The 24,258-nt window shown below is 60.0% G+C and carries 20 protein-coding genes and 1 pseudogene; 4 read left to right on the forward strand and 17 right to left on the reverse strand.

Annotated features, from left to right (window positions below; translation table 11 throughout):
* Positions 1-7: 7 nt before the first annotated feature.
* From EFR00_RS01565 to EFR00_RS01580, 4 genes are all read right to left on the reverse strand, one after another.
* Positions 8-958 (reverse strand): ABC transporter permease, encoded by a 951-nt coding sequence (locus tag EFR00_RS01565; protein WP_040143061.1) that lies wholly within the window; start codon positions 956-958, stop codon positions 8-10.
* Positions 955-1,902: an ABC transporter permease gene (locus tag EFR00_RS01570; RefSeq protein ID WP_040143059.1), complete on the reverse strand. Its 948-nt coding sequence runs from the start codon at positions 1,900-1,902 to the stop codon at positions 955-957. The genes EFR00_RS01565 and EFR00_RS01570 overlap by 4 nt, the downstream gene beginning before the upstream one ends.
* The gene (locus EFR00_RS01575) at positions 1,899-3,350 is read right to left on the reverse strand and encodes a sugar ABC transporter ATP-binding protein (protein ID WP_077994657.1); all 1,452 of its coding nucleotides are present in this window, start codon (positions 3,348-3,350) and stop codon (positions 1,899-1,901) included. The genes EFR00_RS01570 and EFR00_RS01575 overlap by 4 nt, the downstream gene beginning before the upstream one ends.
* Before the next feature lie 71 nt (positions 3,351-3,421).
* Positions 3,422-4,438 carry an ABC transporter substrate-binding protein gene (locus EFR00_RS01580; RefSeq protein WP_077994234.1) on the reverse strand — a complete coding sequence of 339 codons (1,017 nt, stop codon included), beginning with the start codon at positions 4,436-4,438 and terminating at the stop codon, positions 3,422-3,424.
* Between the two features lie 274 nt (positions 4,439-4,712).
* Here EFR00_RS01580 and EFR00_RS01585 point away from each other — a divergent pair, with 274 nt between their 5' ends.
* Both EFR00_RS01585 and EFR00_RS01590 read left to right on the forward strand, forming a co-directional pair.
* On the forward strand, positions 4,713-5,951 hold the full coding sequence (locus EFR00_RS01585; RefSeq protein WP_040143054.1) for a GAF domain-containing sensor histidine kinase: 1,239 nt from the start codon (positions 4,713-4,715) through the stop codon (positions 5,949-5,951).
* Positions 5,952-5,964: 13 nt separating this feature from the next.
* Positions 5,965-6,687, forward strand: coding sequence for a response regulator transcription factor (locus tag EFR00_RS01590; RefSeq protein WP_040112998.1), 723 nt, complete (start codon positions 5,965-5,967; stop codon positions 6,685-6,687).
* A 46-nt stretch (positions 6,688-6,733) separates the two neighbouring features.
* Here EFR00_RS01590 and EFR00_RS01595 read toward each other — a convergent pair whose 3' ends face one another.
* The 5 genes from EFR00_RS01595 to EFR00_RS01615 form a co-directional block, all read right to left on the reverse strand.
* Positions 6,734-7,459: a ribonuclease activity regulator RraA gene (locus EFR00_RS01595; protein WP_040143052.1), complete on the reverse strand. Its 726-nt coding sequence runs from the start codon at positions 7,457-7,459 to the stop codon at positions 6,734-6,736.
* A 12-nt stretch (positions 7,460-7,471) separates the two neighbouring features.
* Complete coding sequence (gene araD / locus EFR00_RS01600; RefSeq protein WP_040112996.1) at positions 7,472-9,208, reverse strand: L-arabinonate dehydratase; 1,737 nt, start codon at positions 9,206-9,208, stop codon at positions 7,472-7,474.
* Positions 9,209-9,246: 38 nt separating this feature from the next.
* Complete coding sequence (locus EFR00_RS01605; RefSeq protein ID WP_040143051.1) at positions 9,247-10,116, reverse strand: ABC transporter permease; 870 nt, start codon at positions 10,114-10,116, stop codon at positions 9,247-9,249.
* Between the two features lie 4 nt (positions 10,117-10,120).
* A complete protein-coding gene (locus EFR00_RS01610; protein WP_051649998.1) occupies positions 10,121-10,939 on the reverse strand; it encodes an ABC transporter ATP-binding protein in 819 nt (272 codons plus the stop codon).
* 73 nt (positions 10,940-11,012) lie between these two features.
* Positions 11,013-12,017, reverse strand: a complete 1,005-nt coding sequence (locus tag EFR00_RS01615) for an ABC transporter substrate-binding protein (RefSeq protein WP_077994232.1) — start codon at positions 12,015-12,017, stop codon at positions 11,013-11,015.
* A gap of 142 nt (positions 12,018-12,159) precedes the next feature.
* On the opposite strand from EFR00_RS01615, the gene EFR00_RS01620 reads away from it, so the two are divergent.
* A complete protein-coding gene (locus EFR00_RS01620) occupies positions 12,160-12,852 on the forward strand; it encodes a GntR family transcriptional regulator (RefSeq protein ID WP_077994231.1) in 693 nt (230 codons plus the stop codon).
* A gap of 154 nt (positions 12,853-13,006) precedes the next feature.
* On the opposite strand, the gene EFR00_RS01625 is transcribed toward EFR00_RS01620, so the two are convergent.
* The 6 genes from EFR00_RS01625 to EFR00_RS01650 form a co-directional block, all read right to left on the reverse strand.
* Positions 13,007-14,695, reverse strand: a complete 1,689-nt coding sequence (locus tag EFR00_RS01625) for a glycoside hydrolase family protein (protein ID WP_077994230.1) — start codon at positions 14,693-14,695, stop codon at positions 13,007-13,009.
* Between the two features lie 181 nt (positions 14,696-14,876).
* Positions 14,877-16,229, reverse strand: coding sequence for a NosD domain-containing protein (locus EFR00_RS01630; protein WP_010058559.1), 1,353 nt, complete (start codon positions 16,227-16,229; stop codon positions 14,877-14,879).
* A gap of 103 nt (positions 16,230-16,332) precedes the next feature.
* Positions 16,333-17,475, reverse strand: a complete 1,143-nt coding sequence (locus tag EFR00_RS01635; RefSeq protein WP_077994229.1) for an ABC transporter ATP-binding protein — start codon at positions 17,473-17,475, stop codon at positions 16,333-16,335.
* A gap of 10 nt (positions 17,476-17,485) precedes the next feature.
* Positions 17,486-18,322, reverse strand: coding sequence for a carbohydrate ABC transporter permease (locus EFR00_RS01640; protein WP_010053991.1), 837 nt, complete (start codon positions 18,320-18,322; stop codon positions 17,486-17,488).
* A complete protein-coding gene (locus tag EFR00_RS01645) occupies positions 18,315-19,196 on the reverse strand; it encodes a carbohydrate ABC transporter permease (RefSeq protein ID WP_040112989.1) in 882 nt (293 codons plus the stop codon). Before EFR00_RS01645 ends, EFR00_RS01640 begins: the two co-directional genes overlap by 8 nt.
* Positions 19,197-19,264: 68 nt before the next feature.
* The gene (locus EFR00_RS01650) at positions 19,265-20,524 is read right to left on the reverse strand and encodes an ABC transporter substrate-binding protein (RefSeq protein ID WP_009990454.1); all 1,260 of its coding nucleotides are present in this window, start codon (positions 20,522-20,524) and stop codon (positions 19,265-19,267) included.
* 169 nt (positions 20,525-20,693) lie between these two features.
* Between EFR00_RS01650 and EFR00_RS01655 the strand changes: the two genes are divergently transcribed.
* A complete protein-coding gene (locus tag EFR00_RS01655) occupies positions 20,694-21,740 on the forward strand; it encodes a LacI family DNA-binding transcriptional regulator (RefSeq protein WP_040143041.1) in 1,047 nt (348 codons plus the stop codon).
* 636 nt (positions 21,741-22,376) lie between these two features.
* Here EFR00_RS01655 and EFR00_RS33425 read toward each other — a convergent pair.
* A pseudogene (locus EFR00_RS33425) lies at positions 22,377-22,709 on the reverse strand (helix-turn-helix domain-containing protein); the annotation flags it as partial.
* A gap of 126 nt (positions 22,710-22,835) precedes the next feature.
* On the reverse strand, positions 22,836-24,128 hold the full coding sequence (gene repC / locus EFR00_RS01665) for a plasmid replication protein RepC (RefSeq protein WP_040112988.1): 1,293 nt from the start codon (positions 24,126-24,128) through the stop codon (positions 22,836-22,838).
* Positions 24,129-24,258: the final 130 nt, after the last annotated feature.

A 24,258-nucleotide genomic window follows, 5' to 3' on the forward strand; every position in this document is an offset into this window, starting at 1 on the left:
TTTCCGTTTATCGCATGCCGACCCGCCGGCCGCCGGCGAGCATGATGACGCTGATGATGATGAGGCCGGTCATGATGAGGCGGATGCCGGCGCCGAGCCCGTAAGTGTTGAGCATGGAAACAACAAGGAACATGAAGAGCGATGCGCCCCAGATGCCAGGCACGTTGGAATCGCCGCCGGCGACCGCCGTGCCGCCGATCACCACGACGGCGATAGAGGTCAGGAGATATTCGGAGCCCATGTTGAGGGCCGCGCCGCCGGAGAAGCAGGCAAGCAGGTAGCCCGCAATGGAAGCGAGCACGGCACAGAAGAGGTATGTGACGAAGCGCGTGCCGTCGACTGGTATTCCGGCCATGCGCGCGGCCGGCATGCTCTGGCCGATCGCTGAGATCCAGCGACCGTAGACCGTCTTCTCGAGCAGGAACCAGGCAATCAGCGAGATGAAGAGTGCGACGATCGCCACGTTCGGCACGCCGAGCGTGGTCGAAGTGGTAAATTCCGCGAGCATGCTCGGGGGCTTGATCCGCAATCCGCGGTTCGTCCAGATCGCTGCGGATTGCACGATGAAGCTCACGGATAGCGTAGCGATGATCGGTGGAATCCGGAGCGCCTTGATGAGCACATAGTTGCCGAGGCCGATGACAAGGCCGATGACGATGGCGACGAGGAGTCCCGGCAGGATCATTCCGTTTTCGACATTCATCAGTTTCAGCGCCACCGTACCGGCAAGCGTCATGGTGGCGGGAACCGAGAGATCGATGTTGCCGGGACCAAGCGTGATGACGAACATCTGGCCGATGCCGACGATGACCGAGAAGGCCGCGAAGGTGAATGCTGCCTGCGACAGGCCGAGCGTGCTGGCGCCGAACGTCACCATGATGGTCAGGAACCAGACGACGAAGGCGGCAAGCCACGACCAGATCCAGGGCTTACCGAAGAGGCTGAAGAGCGAGGTCATCGGCGTTTCTCCCGCTTCTCCAGGCGGTTCAGCATCAAGCGCAACGCGAGCACGATGATCAGGATCGCGCCCTGCGCTCCGATCTGCCAGTCGGGCGAGATGCGCAGGAAGGATAGGAAAGAGCCGGCGAGCGTCAGTGTCAGCGCGCCGATGACGGCGCCGATCGGAGAAACGCGGCCGCCGATGAACTCGCCGCCGCCGAGGATGACGCCGGCAATCGACAGCAGCGTGTAGCGCAGCGCAATGTTGGCGTCGGCCGAGGTCGTGAGACCAACAAGGGCGATACCGGCAAGCACAGCGAAGAGACCGGCAAGCCCATAGGCTGCGGCGCGCGCTGCGACGATCGACCAGCCGGCGCGCTCCACCGAACGCTGATTGCCGCCGATGCCGCGGATCAGCACGCCAAGCGAGGAGCGCATGACGAGAAGATGGGCGACGGCGGCGATGACGATGCTGGCGACGATCGCCATGGGCGCCAGCGGCGGCTTGACGGTCATCAGCGAGCGCACCCAGTCCGGCGCCTGCCCGCCCGGCGCCGGCAGCAGCAGCACGGCAAGGCCGCCCCAGACGAAGCTCATGCCGAGAGTCACTACGATCGATGGCAGGTTGCGCAAATGGATCACCACGCCGAGCGCCGCATAGGCTGCGACCGCGCCGGAAAGGATCAGGATGCCGATAACGGGCGCATCACGCAGAAAAGTGGCACTGACGCAGGCGACGAAGCTAACAAAGGTGCCCATGGAGAGATCGAGATCATTGACCGCCATGACAAGCATCTGGGCGATCGTCGCAAGCGCGATCGGCACAGCCAGGTTGAACAGCAGGTTGAGCCCGACATAGCTCATGGCGCGCGGCTGCAGCCAGAATACGGAAGCGAGCAGCAGGGTCAGCGACAGGGCGGGGATGGCAAGACGCATCGCGTCCGCGGAGAACCGGAATGTCATGCGGCGACCCCTTCGAAGGAGGCGGCGATGATGTTCGTCTCGCTGACGGCGTCGCCAGCGAGTTCGGCGGTGATGCGGCCCTCGCGGAAGACATAGACGCGGTCGCAGAGGCGGACTTCGTCCATCTCGGTCGAATACCAGATGAAGGTGCGCCCGCGTGATGCTTCCTCGCGGATGATAGCATAGACCTCCTGCTTGGTCCCGACGTCGACGCCGCGCATAGGATCGTCCATCAGAACGACGGGCGCGTGTGTCGCAAGCGCGCGCGCAAACAGCACCTTCTGCTGGTTGCCGCCCGAAAGCGACAGGATAGGACTCGCCATATCGGGTGTGCGGATTTCGATCCGCCGCTTCCAGTCGTTGCCCTTCGTCTGTTCTTCGTCCGGGACGATGACACCCCGTCGCGACAAATCGCCGAGCGAGGCAATCGAGAAATTGCGCAGGATGCTCCACAGTTCGAAGACGCCATTGAGGCGGCGGTCGCCGGCAACGAAGGTGACGAGCGGATCGCGTTCGGGCAGCCAGTTGCCGGACTGAGCGGCATGCAGCGCGAGCAGCAGTTCGGTCTGCCCGTGGCCGGCAAGGCCTGCCAGTCCGATGATTTCACCCTTGCGGGCCGTGAAAGGCCGGCCAGCCGTCTGATGCGACAGAACGAGGGCAGCCTCGGACTGCGCGCGCGCGGGGCGGTCGCCGGTTTCTTCCTTTACAACCGTTCCCATGGCCTTCACAAGCCCATGATGGTCAAACTCCCGCGCCGGACGTTCGGCAACAACGCGGCCATCCTTCATGACGATGATGCGGTCGGCGGTTTCGAGGATCTCGTGCAGGATATGCGAAATCAAGATGACCGAGCCGCCGGCCGCGACGAAGCGGCGGACATGGTCGAGCATCTGGCGGGCGAGGCTTGCGTCGAGCGACGAGGTCGGTTCGTCGAGGATCACCAGCCGCGGCGCTATGCCGGCATCGGAAAAAGCCATTGATATCTCGACCATCTGCCGTTCGGCGATCGAAAGATCCCCGACGACACGGCCGCTATCGATGCCATGGCCGGGAAAGACGGCATCGAGACTTCTCTCGATGATTTTTGCGGCACGCCTGCGCCAGCCGAAGCCACCGAGATGGCGATGCATGATGCGCGTGTTTTCGACGATGGAGAGGTTGGGGCAGAGGGACAGTTCCTGAAAGACGCAGCGCACGCCGCGCCCTCGCGCGGCATTGATGCCATAGCGCTCCAGCCGCTCGCCATCACTCGCCACGCTTCCCTCATGCGGCGTCAGGCCGCCATTGATAACGCTGACGATCGTCGATTTTCCTGCGCCGTTGTGACCGACCAGGCCGACGCATTCGCCAGGCATGACGCGGAGCGTGACGCCGTCGAGCGCCCTGACGGCGCCGAAGCTCACCTTGGCGTCTTCGACGGCGATCATCGCCTTCAAAACGTCATCCATGCTAGCCCGCCACACCTGATCGCAAGGAATGCCGCGCAGCCATTTGCGGCCGAGCGGCATTCGCCGGGAGATTACTTTGCCGACTCGATGACTTTGATCGCGTCTGCCTGCGTGTACTCGACGTTGGCGACACCGCCGGCCTGGGTATTGGCGAGGTTGGTTTCGAGGTTGTCCTGGTCAATCCGCAGGAAGGGTACCACGAGATCTTTCTTGACCTCTTTGCCGTCAAGGATCTGCTGGGCGACCCAGAAAGCAAGCGTGGAGACGCCGGGCGCGATGGATACGGACATGGTCTCGTAGCCTTTGGCGTCCTTCTGCTCCTTCCACCACTTCAATTCATCTTCGCGGTTGCCCATGATGATGATCGGCATCTTCCTGTCGGTCGCGGCGATCGCCTGCGCGGCGCCATATCCGTCGCCACCCTGCGTCACCACGCCAACGATTTCGGGCAGGCTCGGCAGGATGCCCGCAACAGCCTTCTGCGCCACGTCCTGCGCCCAATCGCCATGCACGGAGCCGACAATCTTGAACTGCGGGAACTGCTTGACGCCCTCGTGAATGCCGGCCGAGATCTCATCATCGACGAAGACGCCCGCAAGGCCACGGATCTCGAGAAGATTGCCGCCCTCTGGGAGTTTCTTCGACAGATACTCCACCTCGCTACGGCCCATTTCCTTGAAATTGACCGCGATGCGCCAGGCGCAGGGTTCGGTGACGATGCCATCGAAGGAAACGACGGTGATGCCGGCGTCGCAGGCTTCCTTGACCGCACCGTTCAGTGCCGTCGGCGAGGCGGCGTTCAGCACGATCGCGTCATAGCCCTGCAGGATCATGTTCTGGATCTGCGCCGCCTGTTCCGTCGCCTGGTTTTCGGCCGTCGTGAAGGGATCGGCCGCGGCAACGACGCCTGATTTCACGGCTTCGCCCGTCACCTTGCTCCAGCTTGTCAGCATGGCCTGACGCCACGAGTTGCCGGCATAGTTGTTGGAAAGGGCGATCTTCTTGCTCGAGGTGTCGGCAAAGGCAGAAATGGGCATCGCGGCGCAAGCAATAGCGGCCGATGCCAGAAGCATCTTACGAATTGTCATGTCTTCCTCCCTCATGATCGCGCCGGTCGGCCGATCGCTTCACTCCCGTGGGCCCAGGGCCCGAGTGAAAATTGTTCTTGCACTGAGCTTCCTCCTCTCAGTAAGGGCAGGATGGGGGAGATCGGCAGACCTGTACAGGGGCAAGGCGGCAAGTTGTTTGCGGGTTTTGCGCAACAAGCTGCGGGTTTACGCAAGACGGCGGCGTTTCCGCGGCGCTTACTGGGAGAGGATCATGGCAGGTTGAGAAGCCTGTCGTGACGGGGAGGAACTAACAATGCTGCAACCAGCACCGGCAGCCCTGTTCGACCATTATCTCGGAATTTCCCGGCTGCTCGCCGGCCAACTCGATTTTCGCTCAGCCATCCGCTCCGTGGCGGCCGAGGTCGCGCATATCATCCCGCACGACCATCTTGACGTCTGCGTGCTGCTAGAAGGCGGCAACTATCACACGGCCTATGAGACCGGGATCGAGACCGCCTGGGGCGAGATTGCCGGTGCGCCGGTGGTCAACAGTCCCATTCGTTCGCTGCTGCGCGGCGAGGTCGACTTTCTGCTCTCCGACGATGCCATGACGGACCAGCGCTTCCATTTTGAGGGCGCCTTCAAGCGGCCGATCGTCGAACAGTCTCTAAGAAGCCGCCTGCATGTCCCGATGAAGGTGCAGGGCACGATTATCGCAGCGCTTTCCTGTTCGTCTCACAACGCCGGCGTCTATACGATGGAGGATATCGAACGCGCCCGCATTATCGCCGATCTGCTGACGCCCTATTTCTTCGCGCTGCAGGCCGCCGAGCAGGCGCAGCGCTCCGCGATCGTGGAGGCGGAGGCGCGCGCTCGCGAGGAGGGGTTGCGGCAAGGCGCCCTGAAGCTGACGGAAGCACTGGAGCAGGAGCGCCAGCGGATCGGCATGGATCTTCACGACCAGACGCTTGCCGACCTGACGCGGCTGGCGCGCCGGATCGATCGGCTGTCGCGCAATGGCGAAGTGACGGCCGAGGCGCTGGAACCGGTTTCGCGATCCCTGCAGCATTGCATGCAGGATCTGCGGCAGATCATCGAGCAGGCAAAACCCTCCGTGCTGCAGCTCTTCGGCCTTGCCCAGGCAATCGAGCATCATCTCGACCGCTCGACGCGCGATACCGGATCGGCGATCGAATGGGGCTTGGTCGACGAGACGAATGGCGCGCTGGAGCAACTGGAACCGACCGTCAGCGTCGCCTTGTTCCGGATCGCCCAGGAGGCGATTAACAATGCCGTGCGTCATGCCGCGCCCCTGGCAATCATGGTGCGGCTTGAGGCCGACAAGGAACAGCTGTCGATCGAAATCTCCGACGACGGTACGGGGCTCTCCAAAGTCCGGGGGCGGATCGGTGGCGGCATCGACAACATGAAGACCCGCGCGCGGCTGATCTCGGCGCGTTTCACGACGGGGCCTGGCCATAACAACCGCGGAACCGCCGTCCGCGTCGTGCTGCCGCTTGCGCCGAATAGGCCGGCGGACGAACCAAACTGAGGAGCGAGGCCAAATGAAGGTTCTGATCGTCGAGGACGACCCGTTGCACCGGTCCTACCTGCACGAGGCGGTCAATGCCGCCCTGCCGGAATGCGATACGATCATCGAGGCGGAGAATGGGACCGCCGGCGAGAAGCTTGCCCGCGACCATAAGTCGGCGCATATCGTCATGGATCTGCAGATGGCCAATAGGAATGGCATAGAGGCGGCGCGCACGATCTGGAAGGAGCGGCCGGAGACACGCATCCTGTTCTGGTCGAACTATTCGGACGAGGCCTATGTGCGCGGCGTCTCGCGCATCGTGCCGGATGGCGCGGCCTATGGCTATGTGCTGAAATCAGCTTCCGACGAGCGGCTGAAGCTTGCCCTGCGATCGATCTTCATCGAGAGCCAATGCGTCATCGACCGCGAAGTGCGGGGCCTGCAGCAGAAGAGCCTCGGCCAGACAAACGGCTTCACCGATTCCGAATACGAGATCCTCGTCGATATCGCGCTCGGCCTGACGGACCGTGCTATCGCCAAACGCCGTGGCCTGTCGCTGCGCAGCGTGCAGAACCGGCTGCAGCAGCTCTATGACAAGCTCGACGTGTATCAGGCGGCCGGCGACGATCACGAAGACGGCCGCTTCAACCTGCGCGCCCGTGCCGTGACCGTTGCGTTGTTACGCAAGCTACTGAATTACAGCGCATTGGAACGGGCCGAGGCGGAGCTGCAAGAGTGGCTTGACGGAAAATAGCCGGGGGCGGGGCCTCGGTTCGAAACACGGGCTCCTTCGGGCAAACTCAGCGGCCGTTTTCTTTTTGCCAGGCCTGATATTTCTGCCGATGTTCCTCCTTGGTGCAGGGGTAGAGGCCGATGATAGTCTCGCCCGCCTTGACCTGCTCGAGGACGAAGTCCTCGTAGCTTTCCATATTCGCGCATTCATCCGCGAGTTCTTCAGCCAGATGGGCCGGGATGACCATGACGCCGTCGCGGTCGCCGACCAGGACGTCGCCCGGAAACACGGCGACATCACCGCAGGAAATCGGCACATTGATATCGAGCGCCTCGTGCAAAGTCAGATTGGTCGGCGCCGACGGCTTGGCGTAATAGGCCGGCATATCAAGCGCGCCGATCCCTTCGGCATCGCGAAAGCCGCCGTCGGAGACGACGCCCGCCGCGCCGCGGAGCGCCAGCCGGGTGATCAGGATGGAACCCGCCGTCGCAGCTCGCGCATCCTTACGCGCATCCATCACCAGCACCTGCCCGGGGGGGCAGGTCTCCATCGCCACTCTTTGCGGGTGATTTGGGTTCTGAAAAACCGTAATCGGATTGCGGTCCTCGCGAGCGGGAATATAGCGCAGCGTGAATGCCTGTCCCACCATCACCTCCGCCTTAGGGGCCACGGGCACGACACCCTGGATGAACTGGTTTCGAAGGCCGCGTTTGAAGAGGGCGGTGGCGATCGAAGCGGTCGAAATCTTCTTGAATTTCGCGCGTGTCGCCTCGCTCAGTACGTAGTCGGTCATTCCCATCCCTCCTCAATAAATATCCGGTTCGCCGGCGGCTCTGCCGAAGCTTGTTTCTAGAAAATCGAAGTCGCAGCCCTGGTCGGCCTGCGTCACATGGCGTGAGAACATCCAGCCATAGCCTCGCTGAAAATGCGGCTCCGGCGCCTTCCACGCATCTCGGCGTCGGACGAGCTCGGCCTCGTCCACCAGCATGTCGAGCCGGCGGCTGGGCAGATCGAGGCGCACCATGTCACCGGTCCGCAGCAGCGCCAGCGGGCCACCGATATAGCTCTCCGGCGACACATGCAGAATGCAGGCGCCGTAGGACGTGCCGGACATGCGGGCGTCGGAAATGCGCAGCATGTCGCGATGACCTTGCTTGATCAGAGCCTTCGGGATCGGCAGCATGCCCCATTCCGGAAAACCGGGACCGCCGAGCGGCCCGGCATTGCGCAGCACAAGGACGTGGTCGGGCGTGACGTCGAGGTACTCGTCATCGATCGCCTTCTTCATCTCAGGATAGCTGTCGAAAACCAGCGCCGGCCCCTGATGCACATGGAACCTCGGATCGCAGGCCGCCGGCTTCATGACGGCGCCGTTGGGGCAGAGGTTGCCGCGCAGAACGGCAAGCGATCCCTGGTGATAGACCGGGTTCGAAAGCGGCCGGATGACATCGTCGTTATAGACCTCCGCGCCCATCAGGTTTTCGCCCATGGTCTTTCCGGTGACGGTCAGGGCTGTCAGGTCGAGCCGGTCCTCGAGCTGTTTCATCAGCGCCCGCAGGCCGCCCGCATAAAAGAAGTCCTCCATCAGATAGTCTTTCCCCGATGGGCGGACATTGGCGATCAGCGGCGTCACCCGCCCAAGCAGGTCGAGATCGTCGAGCGTCAGGTTGATGCCGGCGCGCCTGGCCATCGCGATTAGGTGGACGACGGCGTTGGTGGAACAGCCGGTGGCCATGGCGACTATCGCGGCATTGCGGCATGCCGCTTCCGTGACGATCCGGTCGGGCGTCAGATCCTCCCAGACCATCTCGACGGCGCGGCGCCCGCAAGCTGCCGACATCCGCTGGTGATTGGCGTCGACGGCAGGAATGGACGATGCGCCCGGCAGCGTCAGGCCCATCGCATCGGCAATCGCCGTCATGGTGCTGGCAGTGCCCATCGTCATGCATGTGCCGGCCGAGCGGGCGATGCCGCCTTGAACGCCGAGCCACTCGGCATCGGTGATGTTGCCGGCGCGGCGCTCGTCCCAATATTTCCAGGCGTCCGAGCCGGAGCCCAGGATTTTGCCCGCATAATTGCCGCGCAGCATCGGCCCGGCGGGCAGGTAGATCATCGGCACGCCGGCCGACAGCGCCCCCATGACGAGACCCGGCGTGGTCTTGTCGCAGCCGCCCATCAGCACGACGCCGTCGAGCGGATGCGAGCGGATCGTCTCCTCCGTCTCCATCGCCAGCATGTTGCGATAGAGCATGGAGGTGGGCTTCGTGAAGCTTTCGTCGACCGACAGCGACGGCATTTCGACGGGGAAGCCGCCGGCCTGCGAGACGCCGCGCTTCACGTCCTGTACGCGCTCCTTGAAGTGGGAGTGGCATGTATTGAGCTCGGACCAGGTGTTGAGGATGCCGATGATCGGCCTGTCGCGAAAATCCTCTTCGGCATAGCCGAGCTGCATCATGCGTGAGCGGTGGCCGAAGCTGCGCAGATCATCAGGCGCGAACCACCGCGCGCTTCGCAGCATGTCCGGCGTTTTTCTGTGTGTCATGAGGATACCTTCTCGGGATGGGAAAACCGTATTCGCGGCTATTCCTTCATTCCCCATTTCTGGATGGTGTGGCGCTCGATTGTCTGGAAGACCAGGTTTTCGACGATCAAGCCGATGATGATCACGGTCAAGAGGCCGGCGAAGACTGCCGGAATATCGAGAAGGTTGCGGTTCTCGAAGATGAACCAGCCAAGGCCTCCCTGGCCCGAGGACACGCCGAAGACGAGCTCGGCGGCAATCAGCGTGCGCCAGGCGAAGGCCCAGCCGATCTTCAGGCCGGTGAGGATGGAGGGGAACGCGGCCGGCACAAGGATCCGCAGCACATAGGCAATGCCCGTCAGCCCATAGTTTGCACCGACCATGCGCAAGGTGCGCGAGACCCCGAGGAAGCCGGAATGGGTATTCAGCGCCACTGCCCAGAGAACCGAATGCACCAGCACGAAGACGAGGCTGGAGGCACCGAGGCCGAACCAGATCAGCGCCAGCGGCAGCAGCGATATCGCCGGTAGCGGGTTGAACATCGCCGTCATCGTCTCGAGAAAATCCGTGCCGATGCGCGTGTTGATGGCAAGCACGGTCAGGAGTGCGGCGAGCACCGTGCCGAGCGCATATCCGGTGAATAGGATCTGCAGCGTCGTCCAGATGCGGGCCGGCAGCGTGCCGTCGGCGAAGCGGTCGATCAGCGTGATGATCGTGTCGCTGAGCGTCGGGAATAGAAGGGGATTATCGAGATAGGAGGCGTAGAGCTGCCAGACGATCGCCAGCGTGACGATCAGCAATGTCTTGCGCAGTGCGCCGATGCCCCAGAGCGTTTCGAATGCACTGAGCCTCTGTTCGACCGGTTTGACGTTGTCGTAGGGCTTGGCGGCCTCGACATCGGGCGCAAGAATGATGTTTGCGGACAACATGGCTTTATTCCTTGTGGCCGGGTTCCGAGGAGAACAGCAGGTTATGGATGTCACGCTCGAGCGCTGCGGCGCTGCCGTCCTGGTGGCTGACCTTGTCGACATCCACCACTTCCGCCTTGACCCTGCCCGGATGCGGCGACAGGAGCAGGATCCGGTTCGAGATCTTGATTGCTTCGGCAATCGAATGGGTGACGAAGATGACGGTGAACTTGGTATCCTCCCAAAGCTGGAGCAGTTCGTCCTGCATCTGCCGGCGGGTGAGCGCGTCGAGCGCTGCGAAAGGCTCGTCCATAAGGAGGATATCCGGCTGCATCGCCATGCCGCGGGCGATGGCGACGCGCTGCTTCATGCCGCCGGACAGGGTGTGGGGATAGCTGTCGACGGCGCGGGTCAGCTTTACCTTGTCGATATATTCGCGCGCCAATGCCTCGGCTTCGCCCTTCGGCAGCTTGCGGGCGACCAGCAGCGGGAACATGACGTTCTCCAGCACTGTCTTCCAGGGCATCAGCTGGTCGAACTCCTGGAAGACCATCATGCGGTCGGGTCCCGGACATTTCACCTGGCGCCCGTTGATATGGATGGAACCTGCCGATGGAGTCATGTAGCCGCCGACCGCTTTCAGAAGCGTTGACTTGCCGCAGCCGGACGGTCCGAGCAGCACGAACCTGTCGGATTGGCTGACGGAGAAACTGACGCCCTCGGTGGCCGTGACCAGCAGGTTCGGGGTCTTGTAGCGCAGCGTGACGTTGTCGACCTTGAGGAGGGGCTCTCTCTCGGCCGCCGGTGCGGTCTCGTTGCCCGTGCGGGCAATGGCCTGAAGCATTGGAATTACTCCTTGAAGGGGGGGCGGCGGCTCTGAAGCGCCGCGGCTCTGAAGCGCCGCCGCCCTGGTGCCGTCAGTTGCCGTTGAGATAGGCGGAGTCGGGCAGGTAATAGTCGGTCCAGGCCTTCGGCATGGTCTTCAGCGTACCGATCTTGTGCAGGTGCTCGGCAAATTTCATCGTGCCCTGCGGGTCGGTGCGCCATTCATCCATGCCCGGCTCTTTCAGCATGGCGAGCAGATCATCGAGGCTGGTTTTGTCGCCCGACACTGTCTTGTAGGCTTCGAGGGCGGCCTTGGGATCCTTCTTGATGAAGGCGACCGCTTCTTCCGTCGCCTCGCGCAGCGCCTTGACGATCTTCGGGTTGGCGTCGGCGAATGTCGTGGTGGTGAAGAAGGTCGCCTGGGTCAGCGCACCGCCCAGGATCTCCTTGGAATCGGTGACCCTGTGCACACCCTGCTGCTTCAGCTCGATATATTGGAAAGGCGGCGCTGCGAAATGGTTCTTCACCTCGTGGTTCGGATTGGCAATTGCCGCAACCGCGTCCGGATGTCCGAGCTGAACGGTGTTCGGATCGAATGTCTTGACCTTGTCCTCACCGAACATCTTCGCCGCCGCCATCTGCAGCAGGATCGCCTGCGTGGACACGCCGACCGTCGGCACGGCGATCTTGTCGGACGGCGTAATGTCCTTCAGCGACTTGATGCGCGGATCATTGCTGACCATGATCACCGGCTGCGCGGAGCTGGTGATGATCCCCTTCACCTTTCCCCTGGTGCGATCCCAAAGCAGAAGCAGGTTGCCGGTGCCGGTATTGACGATGTCGACATTGCCGGCAAGCAAGGCATCGGTCTGAGCCCCGCCGCCGCTGAAGGTCCGCCATTCGACAGTCACATCGGCCACGCCATCGGCCGCCGCATGCTTTTCGATCAGCTTCTGGGTCTCCATGACATGGCTGGCGAGATAGAGAATGCCCGGCTGGCGGGTAATCGAAATAGCGGTCTTCTCCTGCGCCTGGCCGGCCGAGCAAAGGCCGAGTGTCAGCGCCGCGGCCACAAGACAATGTTTTAGAATTTGCATCTGGTCCTCCCAAAGGATGCGGGCCTCAGCCCTCTGCCGCCTTTCCCGAGGCGGATTTGGTCATTGAAGCACTAATGCATCAGTGCATCAAGCCAAAAAATGTGGTTTAGTCGATTTGACGACGCGGAAACAGGGCAGAGACATGAGCGGAATGGTTCGGGAAAGCCAGTTGGATCGGTCACGACAGGTGGCGCTGCAGATCCACGAGATATTGCGGGCAAGGATATTGACGGTGGAGCTTGCGCCGGGGACAGTCTTGTCGCGCGCCTCGCTGCAACTGGAATTCGGGGTGAGCCAGACGCCTGTGCGCGATGCCCTGATGCGGCTTCAGGAAGAAGGACTTGTCGAAGTCTATCCGCAATATGCGACTGTTGTCGCCAAGATCGACACCGACCATGCGCGGCAGGCGCAGTTTCTGCGACTATCGATCGAACTTGAGGCGGTGCGGCGGCTGACCGAGGAGTCGCCGGCCGAGACGGCGGCGGACCTGCGCGAGATTTTGACGCGGCAGAAGGCAGTTGGGTCCCCGGAGACCTATGACATCTTCGACGAAATCGACCGCGATTTTCACCGGAAGATCTACGAGAAAGCAGGCATATTGCAGCTTTGGGCCAATGTCAGGCGCCAGAGCGTGCATCTCGACCGGTTGCGGCGCCTCAACCTCCCGATGCCGGGCAAGATGCAGACGGTCCTCGCCGACCACGAAGCAATCGTCGACGCCATCGCGTCGGGTAAGCCCGAAGCAGCGACGGCGGCGCTCCGAAAACATCTGTCCGGCACGCTGTCGATCATCGATGTGATCCGGGCCCAATACCCGAATTATATTCGCGGCTGACGTTCGAACGATCAGCCTCGCTATCGCAAGCTTTCAAGAGGAAATGCTCCCGCATCTGCCGAAGACGGACCTGGCGGCATGAGGAACGAAGCCCGTCCTCCGGCTTTCGCTGACGTGGAAAGCATATCGATCATTGCTTCGCCACAGCAAAGAATCATTCCGAATGCCTTTCAAATACCTGCGCTAATGCAGAGGATGAGATTTCCAGTCGATCGGGTTCTATATTTACGTAGCCGCGGCGGGTTCCACAAACCGCTCCGCCATCGGCGAATATCTCGACGATTCCGCGGTCATGAAACAGACGAAGATCCCTCCCGCTGCCAAGCTCCGCCACGTATTGAATCGCGCCATCATCCTGGGCGAGCCGGATCGAAAGGATGCCGTCGGCGACGCCCACCTCGAAAGCAAGTTCGCCGCCCGCCGTCGCGACAAGTTTGCTGCCCTGCAGCGATCCGGAAAGCCGGATCTCGATCGGACCGCCGGGCAGTGCGTAACCGCCGCTCTGGTTCGGGGCGAGAGGGATGGCGACATAGCGCTCGTCGACCTCGTGCGCCGGCAGCATGCATATCTTCTTCTTGTCTTCACTGAGAGTTAGAACACGGGGCAAGGACATTTCGCCGGAATAGGCTGAACCCTCTGGCTTGCGGTATTCCCAGTTGAAAAGCCATGCAAAGGCAATTTGCCGCCCTTCGGCTTCAAAACTCTGCATCGCGTAATAGTCAGTGCCGAAATCCAGCAGTTGCAGCTCGGGCGTATCAGGCACGAAGCGATCGTCGATAAACTCGCCGATCAGGGCGTAGAGGAGATTGTGGCGCCGTGTCGTTGGTTCGATATGGCCCACAAAGCCCATCACAAAAACCCACTTGTCCTCCAGCCGAAAGAAGTCGGGACATTCCACGGCGCGGGCGCCTTCTTCGCGGAAATTGACGGGCGCGCGGTAAAGTGGCCCCAGATACTGCCATTCCAGTCCATCCTCGGAGCCATAAAGCAGCACCGCCGGATCGCCATATATCGATGCACCCAGGATCATCCGATAGGCATTGGCTGCGTCGTCCCACCAGACTTTAGGATCTCGGAAATCATGCTTCACGCCTTCCGGACGGATCTCCAGCACGGTCGCGATCCGCTCGGCGTTGATGAGGTTGCGGCCTGGTTCGGCGATCTTCTGGACTTCGCGGTAATCTGCGAAGAGATCGTAGGCGGGCAGGCGCTCCGTATAATAGAACTTTATCTTTCCGTCCCGATCCTTAAACGCGCTCCCCGAGAACGCACCACCGGTCGCACCGAGGCGGGCGAGATTCTGTTCCGGTCGCAAGAAGACCGGCATGTGAAGCCACGCACATAGGTCGTGGCTGGTCGCATGCCCCCAATGCATCGGGCCCCAATCCGTGCTGCCCGGATGGAACTGGTAAAACAGATGCCAGACATCGCCAACCTTGCACAACCCGTTGGGATCATTCATCCAGTTTTTGACTGGCGAGAAGTGCAGGCGTGGCCGTTGCGGGTCGGCTGTACACCAGCCGTCGATTTCGGGTCCGGTGCGCTCCACCAAGTGTTCACCGAATTCCAAAACAGTGATTCCGGTCTTTGAGACTGTCCGTGGATTGTAAGCATAGGCCCAGGTGAAGTCTGTTCTGCCTTCATCCCATTCGAACTCCACCTCACCCGCTTCACGATGATGGTAGCTGTAAAATTCCGAAAACTCCGAGAAGCGTTTCACCCCCCACAAGAGCTGGTCCCCCTGCAGAATGCGAAATTGGAATTCGTCTGAGCTCGGTTCCTTCGATGTCGCCCAGCATTCAACGCGCGTCCCAAGCGCCAATCGCATTTTCTGCCTTCGCATGCTGTTCCTCCACAAAGTGAATGGTCACCGCCCCCGCGCACGGTCGCTATCTGGCCGCGACCGCGGCCAGTGACTGAGGTGGCATTTCAGTTTTCTCTTTTCGCTTGGTGTCCGATCAAGGATCAGGAACGGTTGCGCTCAAGGTCCGAGGCCGACGATCTGAGCACGGGAGCCGCTATGGCTATCCTATGGCTGGAGTGGCCCGAAACGCGTTCATTGTCCTATCCAACTGAACCTGTTCGTCACTGCCTGAATCGAGCACTGTGTTCCGTACGGAGCCCTCTTGGACCTTCACTGCCGTGACTTCGAGCGTCTCTAAATTGCTCGTTGAAAGCAAGGCGCCCACTTGTGTTGAAAAGCAGGCACTTTCGGGTGCATCGCTGCTTTGCGACTTTTCGGTCGTGGCCACGATGTGATTATTGGCGATGTAATTTCCGCTCCCGGAGGCCAGGTTGATAATCACAGGCTTTGCGGCGATCGGCTTGATATACTGAGTATCAATCGTTTCCGAGATGTGGTTTGCGATGACCGAGTTGTTGCTCCCGTCGATTCGTAGAAGTCCGAACAGATCATCCAGCCCGTTGTCGTACTTCTGCATGGGCGCCCATGGTTCGCGATCTCGCAAAAGGTGATTGGAGGAGACCAAATTCTCGCAGCAGTTATCGGCAAGAACCAACATTCCGGGATAAAAGGAGTGGAATCTATTTCCTGTGACCGAGGAACGGACGACGCCGGAAAAATAGATGCTGCTGGCTCCCCTGGGGAATACATTGTTTGAGGATATCAGAATACCCCCATAGTTTTCGGCGAAGATGGAATGGCCCCTGTAGCCGGCTCCAACGAAATTATTCGCTATTCTTGACGCCTGCCCCATACCTTTCAATTCGATACAGTTGCCGCACTCGGCAATGAAATTGTTATCTATCGCGAGCGCATCTGCATGATGAACAGTAACTCCATGCTCCAGATAGATAAGACCCATCCCGGTTATTCGGAATGAGTCATTGGCGCTGCCTACATAGATTCCGGTTTTGCCGTTCTTGTATGTATTTTCTGCGTCATCTCGCCCCGAACCATCGTCAATGAAGTGCAGGCCGTCGATGCAGAAGTCGGCAAACTCCACCGAACTTATGCGAGGATTTCCGGTGCGCTTAACATAAAACGCGGCTCCTGCGGCCTCACCGTCGGCGGCCACTGGAGATGTGTCGACGAGGACCCGACTTCCGCCCGGCCACACTTCATGCCAGAGTCTCAGCTCGTTTGCGGGTACGTTGAAACGAATGCTCGAAGACGTAAAACCATGGCCGGAGCCCACGATCTTCAGATAGCTCACGTCGATAACGACTTGAGTGACAAGCCGGTAATCGCCTGGCGGTATATAGATAACCGCTCCGGGTTTTCCGCCGTCATTCAGATCGGATACCGGTTGCCGTCTTTTGATATCGGCAATGATGCTGTTGATGACCGCTCCAATATCCTCATAGGGGTTCCCTGCGGGATATTTCGTGACATCGAAGCAGTTTTCGCTAGCCATTGTTAATGTCTCCTCGGACATTTCTTACTCCACAGCGAGAGTAGACTGATGGTTGCTCGCAAGACGCCTGGGAAAATGCGTTCAAGCAGCTCTCTGTTTTTGATCACCAGATGCTGGTGCGGGTGTCAGGCCTAAAGAAGTGAAGTTCTTCCGCATCGATAGCGATGCGCGCAACGTCACCGGCGCGGACTGTGCTCTTCGGAGAAAAACGGGCGACAGCAGTTTTATCGTTGCCGATGTCGGCAATGGCGTCCGGGTCGCCGGCATCCACCCAAGGCGCGTCGATATTCAGGTGCACCATGGATTCAGAACCCAGCGCCTCGACTAGAGTGACCGGGGCCGCGATCTCGGCCGAAGAAGGCCGGATTGCAGCGTCGTTCATGTGCTCGGGCCGGATACCGACAATGACCCGACGGTTGGATGCAGCGTTGAGCGAGGGGCGATATTCGAAAACCCGGTCAGGGATTTCGAAACTGTTGTTGCCCAGGGTCAGCGTCCTGCCATTCAAAACGGCCTCGTACAAGTTCATCGAGGGTGATCCGATGAAGGCGGCGACAAAGACGTTGTCAGGGCGATTGTAGAGGTTTTGCGGTGTGTCGACTTGCTGCAGCACGCCGCCTTTCATGACGGCGACGCGGTCACCCATCGTCATCGCCTCGACCTGGTCGTGGGTCACATAAATGGTGGTGACATTCAGTTTTCTTTGCAGGCTGGCGATCTCGGCCCGCATCTGCACGCGCAGCTTGGCATCGAGGTTCGACAATGGTTCATCCATCAGGAAGGCTGCCGGCTTGCGGACGATCGCCCGCCCCATCGCGACGCGCTGGCGCTGCCCACCAGAGAGAAGCGCCGGTTTCCGGTCGAGCAATGCCGTCAGCTCGAGAACGCGCGCGGCCTCGTTCACCCGGCTGTCGATCTCGGCCTTGGGCAGTCTGGCCATCAGCAAGGGAAAGGCGACGTTTTCGCGCACCGTCTTATGCGGATAGAGCGCGTAGGATTGGAAGACCATGGCAATGTCACGGTCCTTGGGATCGACATTGTTTACGACCCGGTCACCGATCTTAAGTTCACCGCTGGAAATGTTCTCCAGGCCTGCAATCATTCTGAGCGCTGTCGACTTCCCACAACCCGACGGACCGACAAACACCATGAACTCGCCGTCCCTGATGTCGAAGCTGAGATCATGCAGAGCGTGAAAGCTGTTTCCGTAGATCTTGTTGATATTGCGCAGTTTTATACCGGCCATGCTGGTCTCCTCATCCCTTCACAGCGCCGAACGTCAGCCCGCCGACGATCTGCTTTTGAAGTGCGAGCGTTACGATGATGACGGGCAGTGAATAGAGCACCGCGGCGGCCGTCATCGCGCCCCAGGCAAGTCCATAGACGGAATTGTATTCGGCAATGACAATCGGGGCCGTCTTGGTCGATTCAGACGTCAGCAGCAGTGCGTAGAGGAACTCGTTCCAGCTGGTGATGAACGTAAAGAGCGCGGTCACCGCGATCCCGCCGGTCATGATCGGAAGGATGATCTTGCGAAAGGCCTGGAACCTTGTGCAGCCATCCATGCGCGCGGCTTCTTCTAGTTCCCTGGGCACGCCTTCGAAAAATGCGGACATCAGCAACAGCGCCAGTGGCACAGCGGCCGAAGTATGCGCGAGAACCAGCCCTGGAATGGTGTCGAGCAGACCCATGGACTTCAAAAGCTGAAATAGCGGCACGCCCAGCGAGACCGACGGCACCATGCGCGTGACCAGGGCAAAGAGCAGGAAAAGTGTCGTGATCCGGCGACGATACTGGGTGGCAACGTAGGCGGCCGGCACCGCCACCAGCAGCGAAAGCGCGGTCGTTAGTACCGCCACCGTGAGGGAGTTGGCGAACGCCCTCGGAAGTGTCGACGATTGCAAGACTTCCCGAAAATTCTCGAACGATATGGCGGCGGGAAAGAAGCTCGGCGGGATCTGCTGGACATCGGCCGCCGGCTTGATCGAGGTCATCAGCAAATAGATGTAAGGCAGCGCGTAGGACAGCACGAGCACCAAGGCTGCGGCGTTGATCAGGACTCCGCTGACATTGGGGCGAGACGCTCTATGCATGGGCCGGCCTCCAGATCTTCCAATAGGCAATGCCGGCCAGAACCATCATGACGAGGAGGAACAGCGTACCGGATGCGGAGGCCTCGCCGAGATCACCAAACCGAACCATGCGCTGATAGATGTTCATCGAAAACACTTCCGAGGCATGGCGGGGACCGCCCTGCGTCTGGATCCAGATCAGATCGAACGTCTTGGCGGCATCCACGCCCCGCACGATGACCACGACGGCAATGACCGGCCGCATCAGCGGCAGGGTGACATGCCAGAACCGCTTGAGCGCGTTCGCTCCGTCGATCCGCGCCGCCTCGAGCAGATCCTTGGGGATGTTCGTCAACCCTGCATAGGACACGAGTGCGACAAAGGAGGTCGTCAGCCATATGTCGGCGAAGGATACGGAATAGATGACGATATCCTCGCTGGAGAGCCAAGCAATCTCGTTGGGGTCGCTGATCAACCCCAGGCGAACCAGCCCGTAGTTCAGGATGCCGATATTGCCGACCAGCAGGAACCGCCACAGTAGGCCGGCGACGATCGGCGGCACCATCAGCGGCAGAGCAAAGATCGTGCGGTGCCAACGCGACTGGCCCACCATGGCCGAGAACAACAATGCGGCGCAGAAGCCGAAGGTGAACTCGAAGAAGAGTGCGAAGACCGAATACCGAAGCGTCCGCAGAGCGCTTTCGGCGACGCGCTTCGAGGTCAAGGCATCGACATAGTTCTGCAGCCCAACCCATTCGCGGATGTGAGGCGTGATCGTTTCGACCTTGAAGAAGGAATCGAAGATCAGCAGCCCCACGGGGTAGGCGACCAACAAGCCGAGGATCGCAACCGCGGGCGCGAGCATGCAGAGCACAAATCGGTTTTCATCCGACATGTTCGTCTCCGAAAGCTGATGGCGCGGGACGTGAAATGAACCTCCCGCGATGTTGAGGAAAAGTCGGACTAGTTGAGGATATCCTCGATCGTTTCCTTGGCTTCCGTCAGCACGTCTCCGACGTCCGCCTTGCATGTCAGCGCCTGCTGCACGGCCGGCAAGACAGCCTCGTCGACGATTTCCTGATATTTTTCGTTCATCGGCCGGCCTTGTGTTGCCGGCGCGCCCAACGTTTCAAGCAGCGGCTTGAAATGCTCATAGCCGGGCTTGCCGGCGTAGCTGTTATAGGCCGAGTTTGTCGCGGCAAGGCCGAGCTTGGCTTCGATGCCCAATCCGTTGTTGGCGATTGCGAAAGCGATGAACTTTTTCGCCGCATCCTTATGCTGGGATGCCGAAGGAATGACATTGTACCACGGACCCGGAATAGCGGCGATGCCTGCATCACCGGCCAACATCGGAGCGACGCCGACTTTGCCGCTGACCTTGGAATCCTCAGGCGTCATCTTGTAGGCGTGCGCCCAGAATTTCATCATCGCTGTCTTGCCCTGATAGAACAGATTTTGGGCCTCGCCCCAGCCGATTTCGTTGACGTTATCAGGAACCGAATGATCGGTGCAGTGCGGCGCTATATAGAACTCGAGGGCCTTCTTGTGCGCCTCGTTGTCGATGATGACATTGCCAGCCTTGTCAAGGATCACACCGGGCGAGCCCGCCTGCAGCACATGCGCCATCCATTCTTCCGAGAAGGTGCCGATGGTGTCGGTGCCCCAGAAGTCGACCTTGCCGTCGCCGTCAGTGTCGCGCGTGAAATATTTCGCCATGTCACGCCATTGCTGCCAGGTCTTGGGCGGCGCAAGGGGATACCCAAACTTTGCCTGGAACGCTTCCTTTTCCTCAGGCTTATCGAAGAGGTCCTTGCGATAGAAGACGATCTCGGCATTCGCCCACGCGGGCATTCCGATCATTTTGTCGCCAACCTTTGCGTCGGCAAGCAAAGCCGGCGGCAAATCCTTGCGCACTGCGTCGGTGAAGAGGGGAGAAAGATCCTCGACGTGGCTCGCGAACTTTGCGTTCCAGACGACGTCGATGGCCACGATATCGAATGCCGACGAGCCGGAGGCGATCTCGGCAGAGAACTTGTCGAACACGCCCTGATAGGGAACGATGGTGAATTTGACCTCAATGCCGGTTTCTTTGGTGAATTTCTCGGCCGCGGCCTTCTGCAGCATCTCGCCGCCGCCTTCGACAAGGATGTTGATGGTTTCGGCCTTCGCTGCGGCCGCCATGAAGATGAGCGCAAGCGCGCTGGCACCAAGCAATTTCTTCATTGATTCCTCCCTTGCTCGCCCGGGCGCTGACGTCAGCACCCTTGCATTCCTGGAACATAATCTCGGTATGACGACGTTGTCAACACGCGATGTCGACGTTGTCATAAAAATATGTCGACGTTGTCAGCCATCTGGTTTAGAACGGTTGCCTACAAGGAGATGGCGGGACATGGTCAGCATTATCAGTGTCGCGAAGGCGGCCGGGGTTTCGAATAAGACAGTCTCCCGAGTCATTAACGGCGAGCCTTACGTGACGGAGGAAACACGGGAGCGTGTGGAAAAGGCTATTCGGGATCTCGGCTACATCCCGAACATGGCCGCGCGCCTCATAAGGTCGAGCCGCTCCAACACTTTCGGCATCATCACAGATTATGTGTCTACCACGCCCTATTCGGTCGACATTGTGCGGGGAATACAGGATTGGGCAAATGCGAATGGTAAGACCATTCTCATGGCCAATACAGGTGCCTCGTCCAAGAGAGAGGCTGAAATCTGGAAAATGTTCCAGTCCCACCGGATTGACGGGGTTCTTTATGTGACAATGTATCGTCGCACCGTGGATCCTGAGGCAGGCGACGTGCGAATTCCGACGGTCATGATCAACTGCAGGCCTCAAACGCAGGAACTGTTGCCGTCGATCGAGCCGGATGACTACCAAGGCGCGCAAGATCTTACCCGCTATCTGCTTGACCGGGGTCATCGAAAGATCGGCTACATCCGGCTCAATCCCATCTTGCTGGGTGCGCAGCTGCGCCTCGATGCCTTCCGGAAAACCGCTGCAGACTTTGGCCTTGCTGAGACCGACCTGAGTGTCCGTCTGGGCATGGAAGGACCGGTTGGAGCGGAGAAGAATTACGTTTTTGCCGTCGCCACAGAAATGCTGCAACAAAAGGATCGGCCGACCGCAATCATGAGCGGCAACGACGAAATGACGATCCAGATCTACATAGCAGCAATGGCATTGGGTCTGCGCATTCCCGAGGACGTCAGTATTGTCGGCTTTGACGATTTCCGGACTGTTTCCCTGGCGCTGAAGCCGGAACTGACCACTGCGGCCTTGCCATATTACGATTTAGGTCTGGAAGGGGCGGAATTGTTGAATAGCGTGGTCGCGGGAAACAAGGCTCGTCCGAGCAGTCGCGTTGTGCCTTGCAAGCTCGTAGAGCGAACGTCGGTACAATCCGTTAGTTTGATCCCAAGCGGCAGGAACGCTTAGATCAGCGATCAATTCGGGCGTTTTTCCAGCGCGTAAGTGGCAAGGCAAAGCGATGAGAATTCGGCAGCATATGGCACGTCTTCAGGCAGATAGAAACTGAACCACCAGGCTGCTTGGCGAGAATGTTCCAAAACGTGCATTACGCAGATTCGCTTGGGGTTAGATTCTCCACGAATAAGTTGGAAGGTCCGGATCTCTGCAAAGGAAATGTCACGTAGCCTCCATCCCGGCAGGCCGTCCAGGCGGAATCTGAGTGGCTGGTCCGGATTGCAAGATCAGATCAGGGCACGCTTGGGATTTAGCTTTGAGACGATGATTAACGCCTCACTCGGTAGCGTTAAGCTTTGCCAGCCCAGCCTTATGGCATTCGATCACCGCTGGATCGTTCGTAAATCCTTCCGTGAGCCAGTCGCACGTAGCCGTCTTCTCGCTATTGGTCTTCACACCAGGCTTCGGCAGCTGGTCCTGGCATATCCTAGATATCGTCGAGCATCGCCGAGCCGCTTGTTCTCGACGATGGTCGCATGCGCCACCCGCTGGTCTTTGTCGAACACTTTGTAGGGCAGGGAGCGTCCCTTCCATCGCGCATCGAGCCGGCTGCTTGCGTTACAGCCACAGGCCGGCCTCCGAAATCTAGCGACGCAGCCTCTCGCGCGACACCCGCAATCCGCCGCGCTCGGCAAGCTTCTGGGCCGCGAGCGTCGGACCGAAATCCGTATAACGTTCACGAACCAGCGTCACCGCAAAATCCCGACACCGTCCCTGATCCGGTTGTTCGACGCCGACCAATCGCCTTATGTCGGATCGACACGGCGCCGTCGGTGCTCATGCGATCCAACAGCCGCTGCACCTGGCGCCAGCTCAGATCAAGCACATGCGCCCCTGCGACCATCGCTATCCGGCCGGCGATCACTTCGACAAAATCTCGACCCGCTGCAGATCGCGCTCGCTCATCGCAATCAATCCCATCCGCAATCTCCCATGTCAGCAAAACGGGGAGTATGACATTCCAACTTTGCAAAAACAGGACAACATTCTAACTTTGCGGCTACAACGCTTGTAGCCGTCGACCATAAGCTTGCGGGCAAAGACCAATCATCCTGTCTTGTTTCTCATCGGCAAACTGGTGCGGGCAAGGGCCATCAACATCGGGCCAATGGCAAACTCTCCTCTTTCGGCACGACGCGTCAAGTCGCGCAGGTAGCCGCCGGCTGAGTTGATGTGTCCTGCCCTTTCGAGGACGCAAGCCATGACGGTGGCCGCATTTTCAGGCCCCATGACCTCACAGGCCTCTTCGTAGGCCGACGGGCTGACACCGAGCATCGAACGAACGACCACAGCCGCTGCCATCAGATCGCGCCAGGAGCCAATCGAGCCCTCCGGTCCGTAGGCCGCGATCTCGGGGCAGGCCTGCAGCACCAGGCCCAGCGGAAAGGATTTGAGCGCGCCGCTGCCAGCGGAGGCATATGTGGCGGCCTGGACATGGCTGTTCGTGTCTTCCCTTTTCTGCACTGGGGCGGCCGGTTCGGCCTGACCTACCGGTCGATCGTCCGCCATTGCGCCCTGCTTCGTTTCGAAGCTTGGTTCAAATTCAGTAATGGATTGTGGGTTTGAATTCTGTATGTGCCGCTCATAATGTGGGGCATTGCCGCTACGATTGTGTGTTTCTTCCTGCATTTCCAACTGATTGGTTATTTCGTTGCGCAGCAGTTCCAATTCGTCGAGCGCATCTGCGATCTGGGCAGCGGATGGCGAGCGTGGCAGTCGCTCGACGATATTGCGGAAATGCAGATGGATTCCCCCCCAATCGCCGGCGACCCCCTCTTCCAGCGCCATTTCGATGAGCTTGGCAACGTCGCGCCTACATAGCGTCAAGCGCTCTTTGAGCCGCTGCAGATGCAATCGTTCGGCCGCCACCTCCGCCGCCAGCCGCTCGATCTCGTCCGCGCGCGCGAGCAGCGGCGCCAATGAGAAACCAAATGCCTCGCGGATGTCCCCGCCCTGTTCCTTGCGGGCATAACGCTTGCCGTTCGGGCTGTCCTTGCGGATCAGCAGCCCAGCCTCGACAAGGCTTGCCAGGTGGCGGCGGATCGTCTGCTCCGCCATGCCGTGCGCGCGCAGGGAGAGCTGGGCATTGGACGGGAACACGACCAGCCCATTTTCCTCGGAGAGCTCTCCCTTGGGATAAAAGCTCAGCAGGGCGTTGAGGATGGCGAGTGCCCGGTCGGTGATGCCGAGCATCGGCTTGGCCTCACACAGGGCGCGGTAGATTTTCCACTTGTCGATCGATCGACCGGGCTCGATTTTTCCGGCCGCAGTCTGGCTTGCCAACATGCCAAACGTCATCGGCCGCCGCCCGAAGGGCGTCGTCACATTTCCGCTTTCCATTTTCTTCGCCTTCCTCAAGGCAAAAGATCGCAGCTCACCAAATTCGGTGCCAAAGACTCTTGACTATGATTCGCGGAAATGTGATTCTCTGGGTGTCTAGATCAGAGAGGGCTTCCGCGACGGCAACGTT

Source organism: Rhizobium sophoriradicis, assembly GCF_003939025.1.
GTDB lineage: Bacteria > Pseudomonadota > Alphaproteobacteria > Rhizobiales > Rhizobiaceae > Rhizobium > Rhizobium sophoriradicis.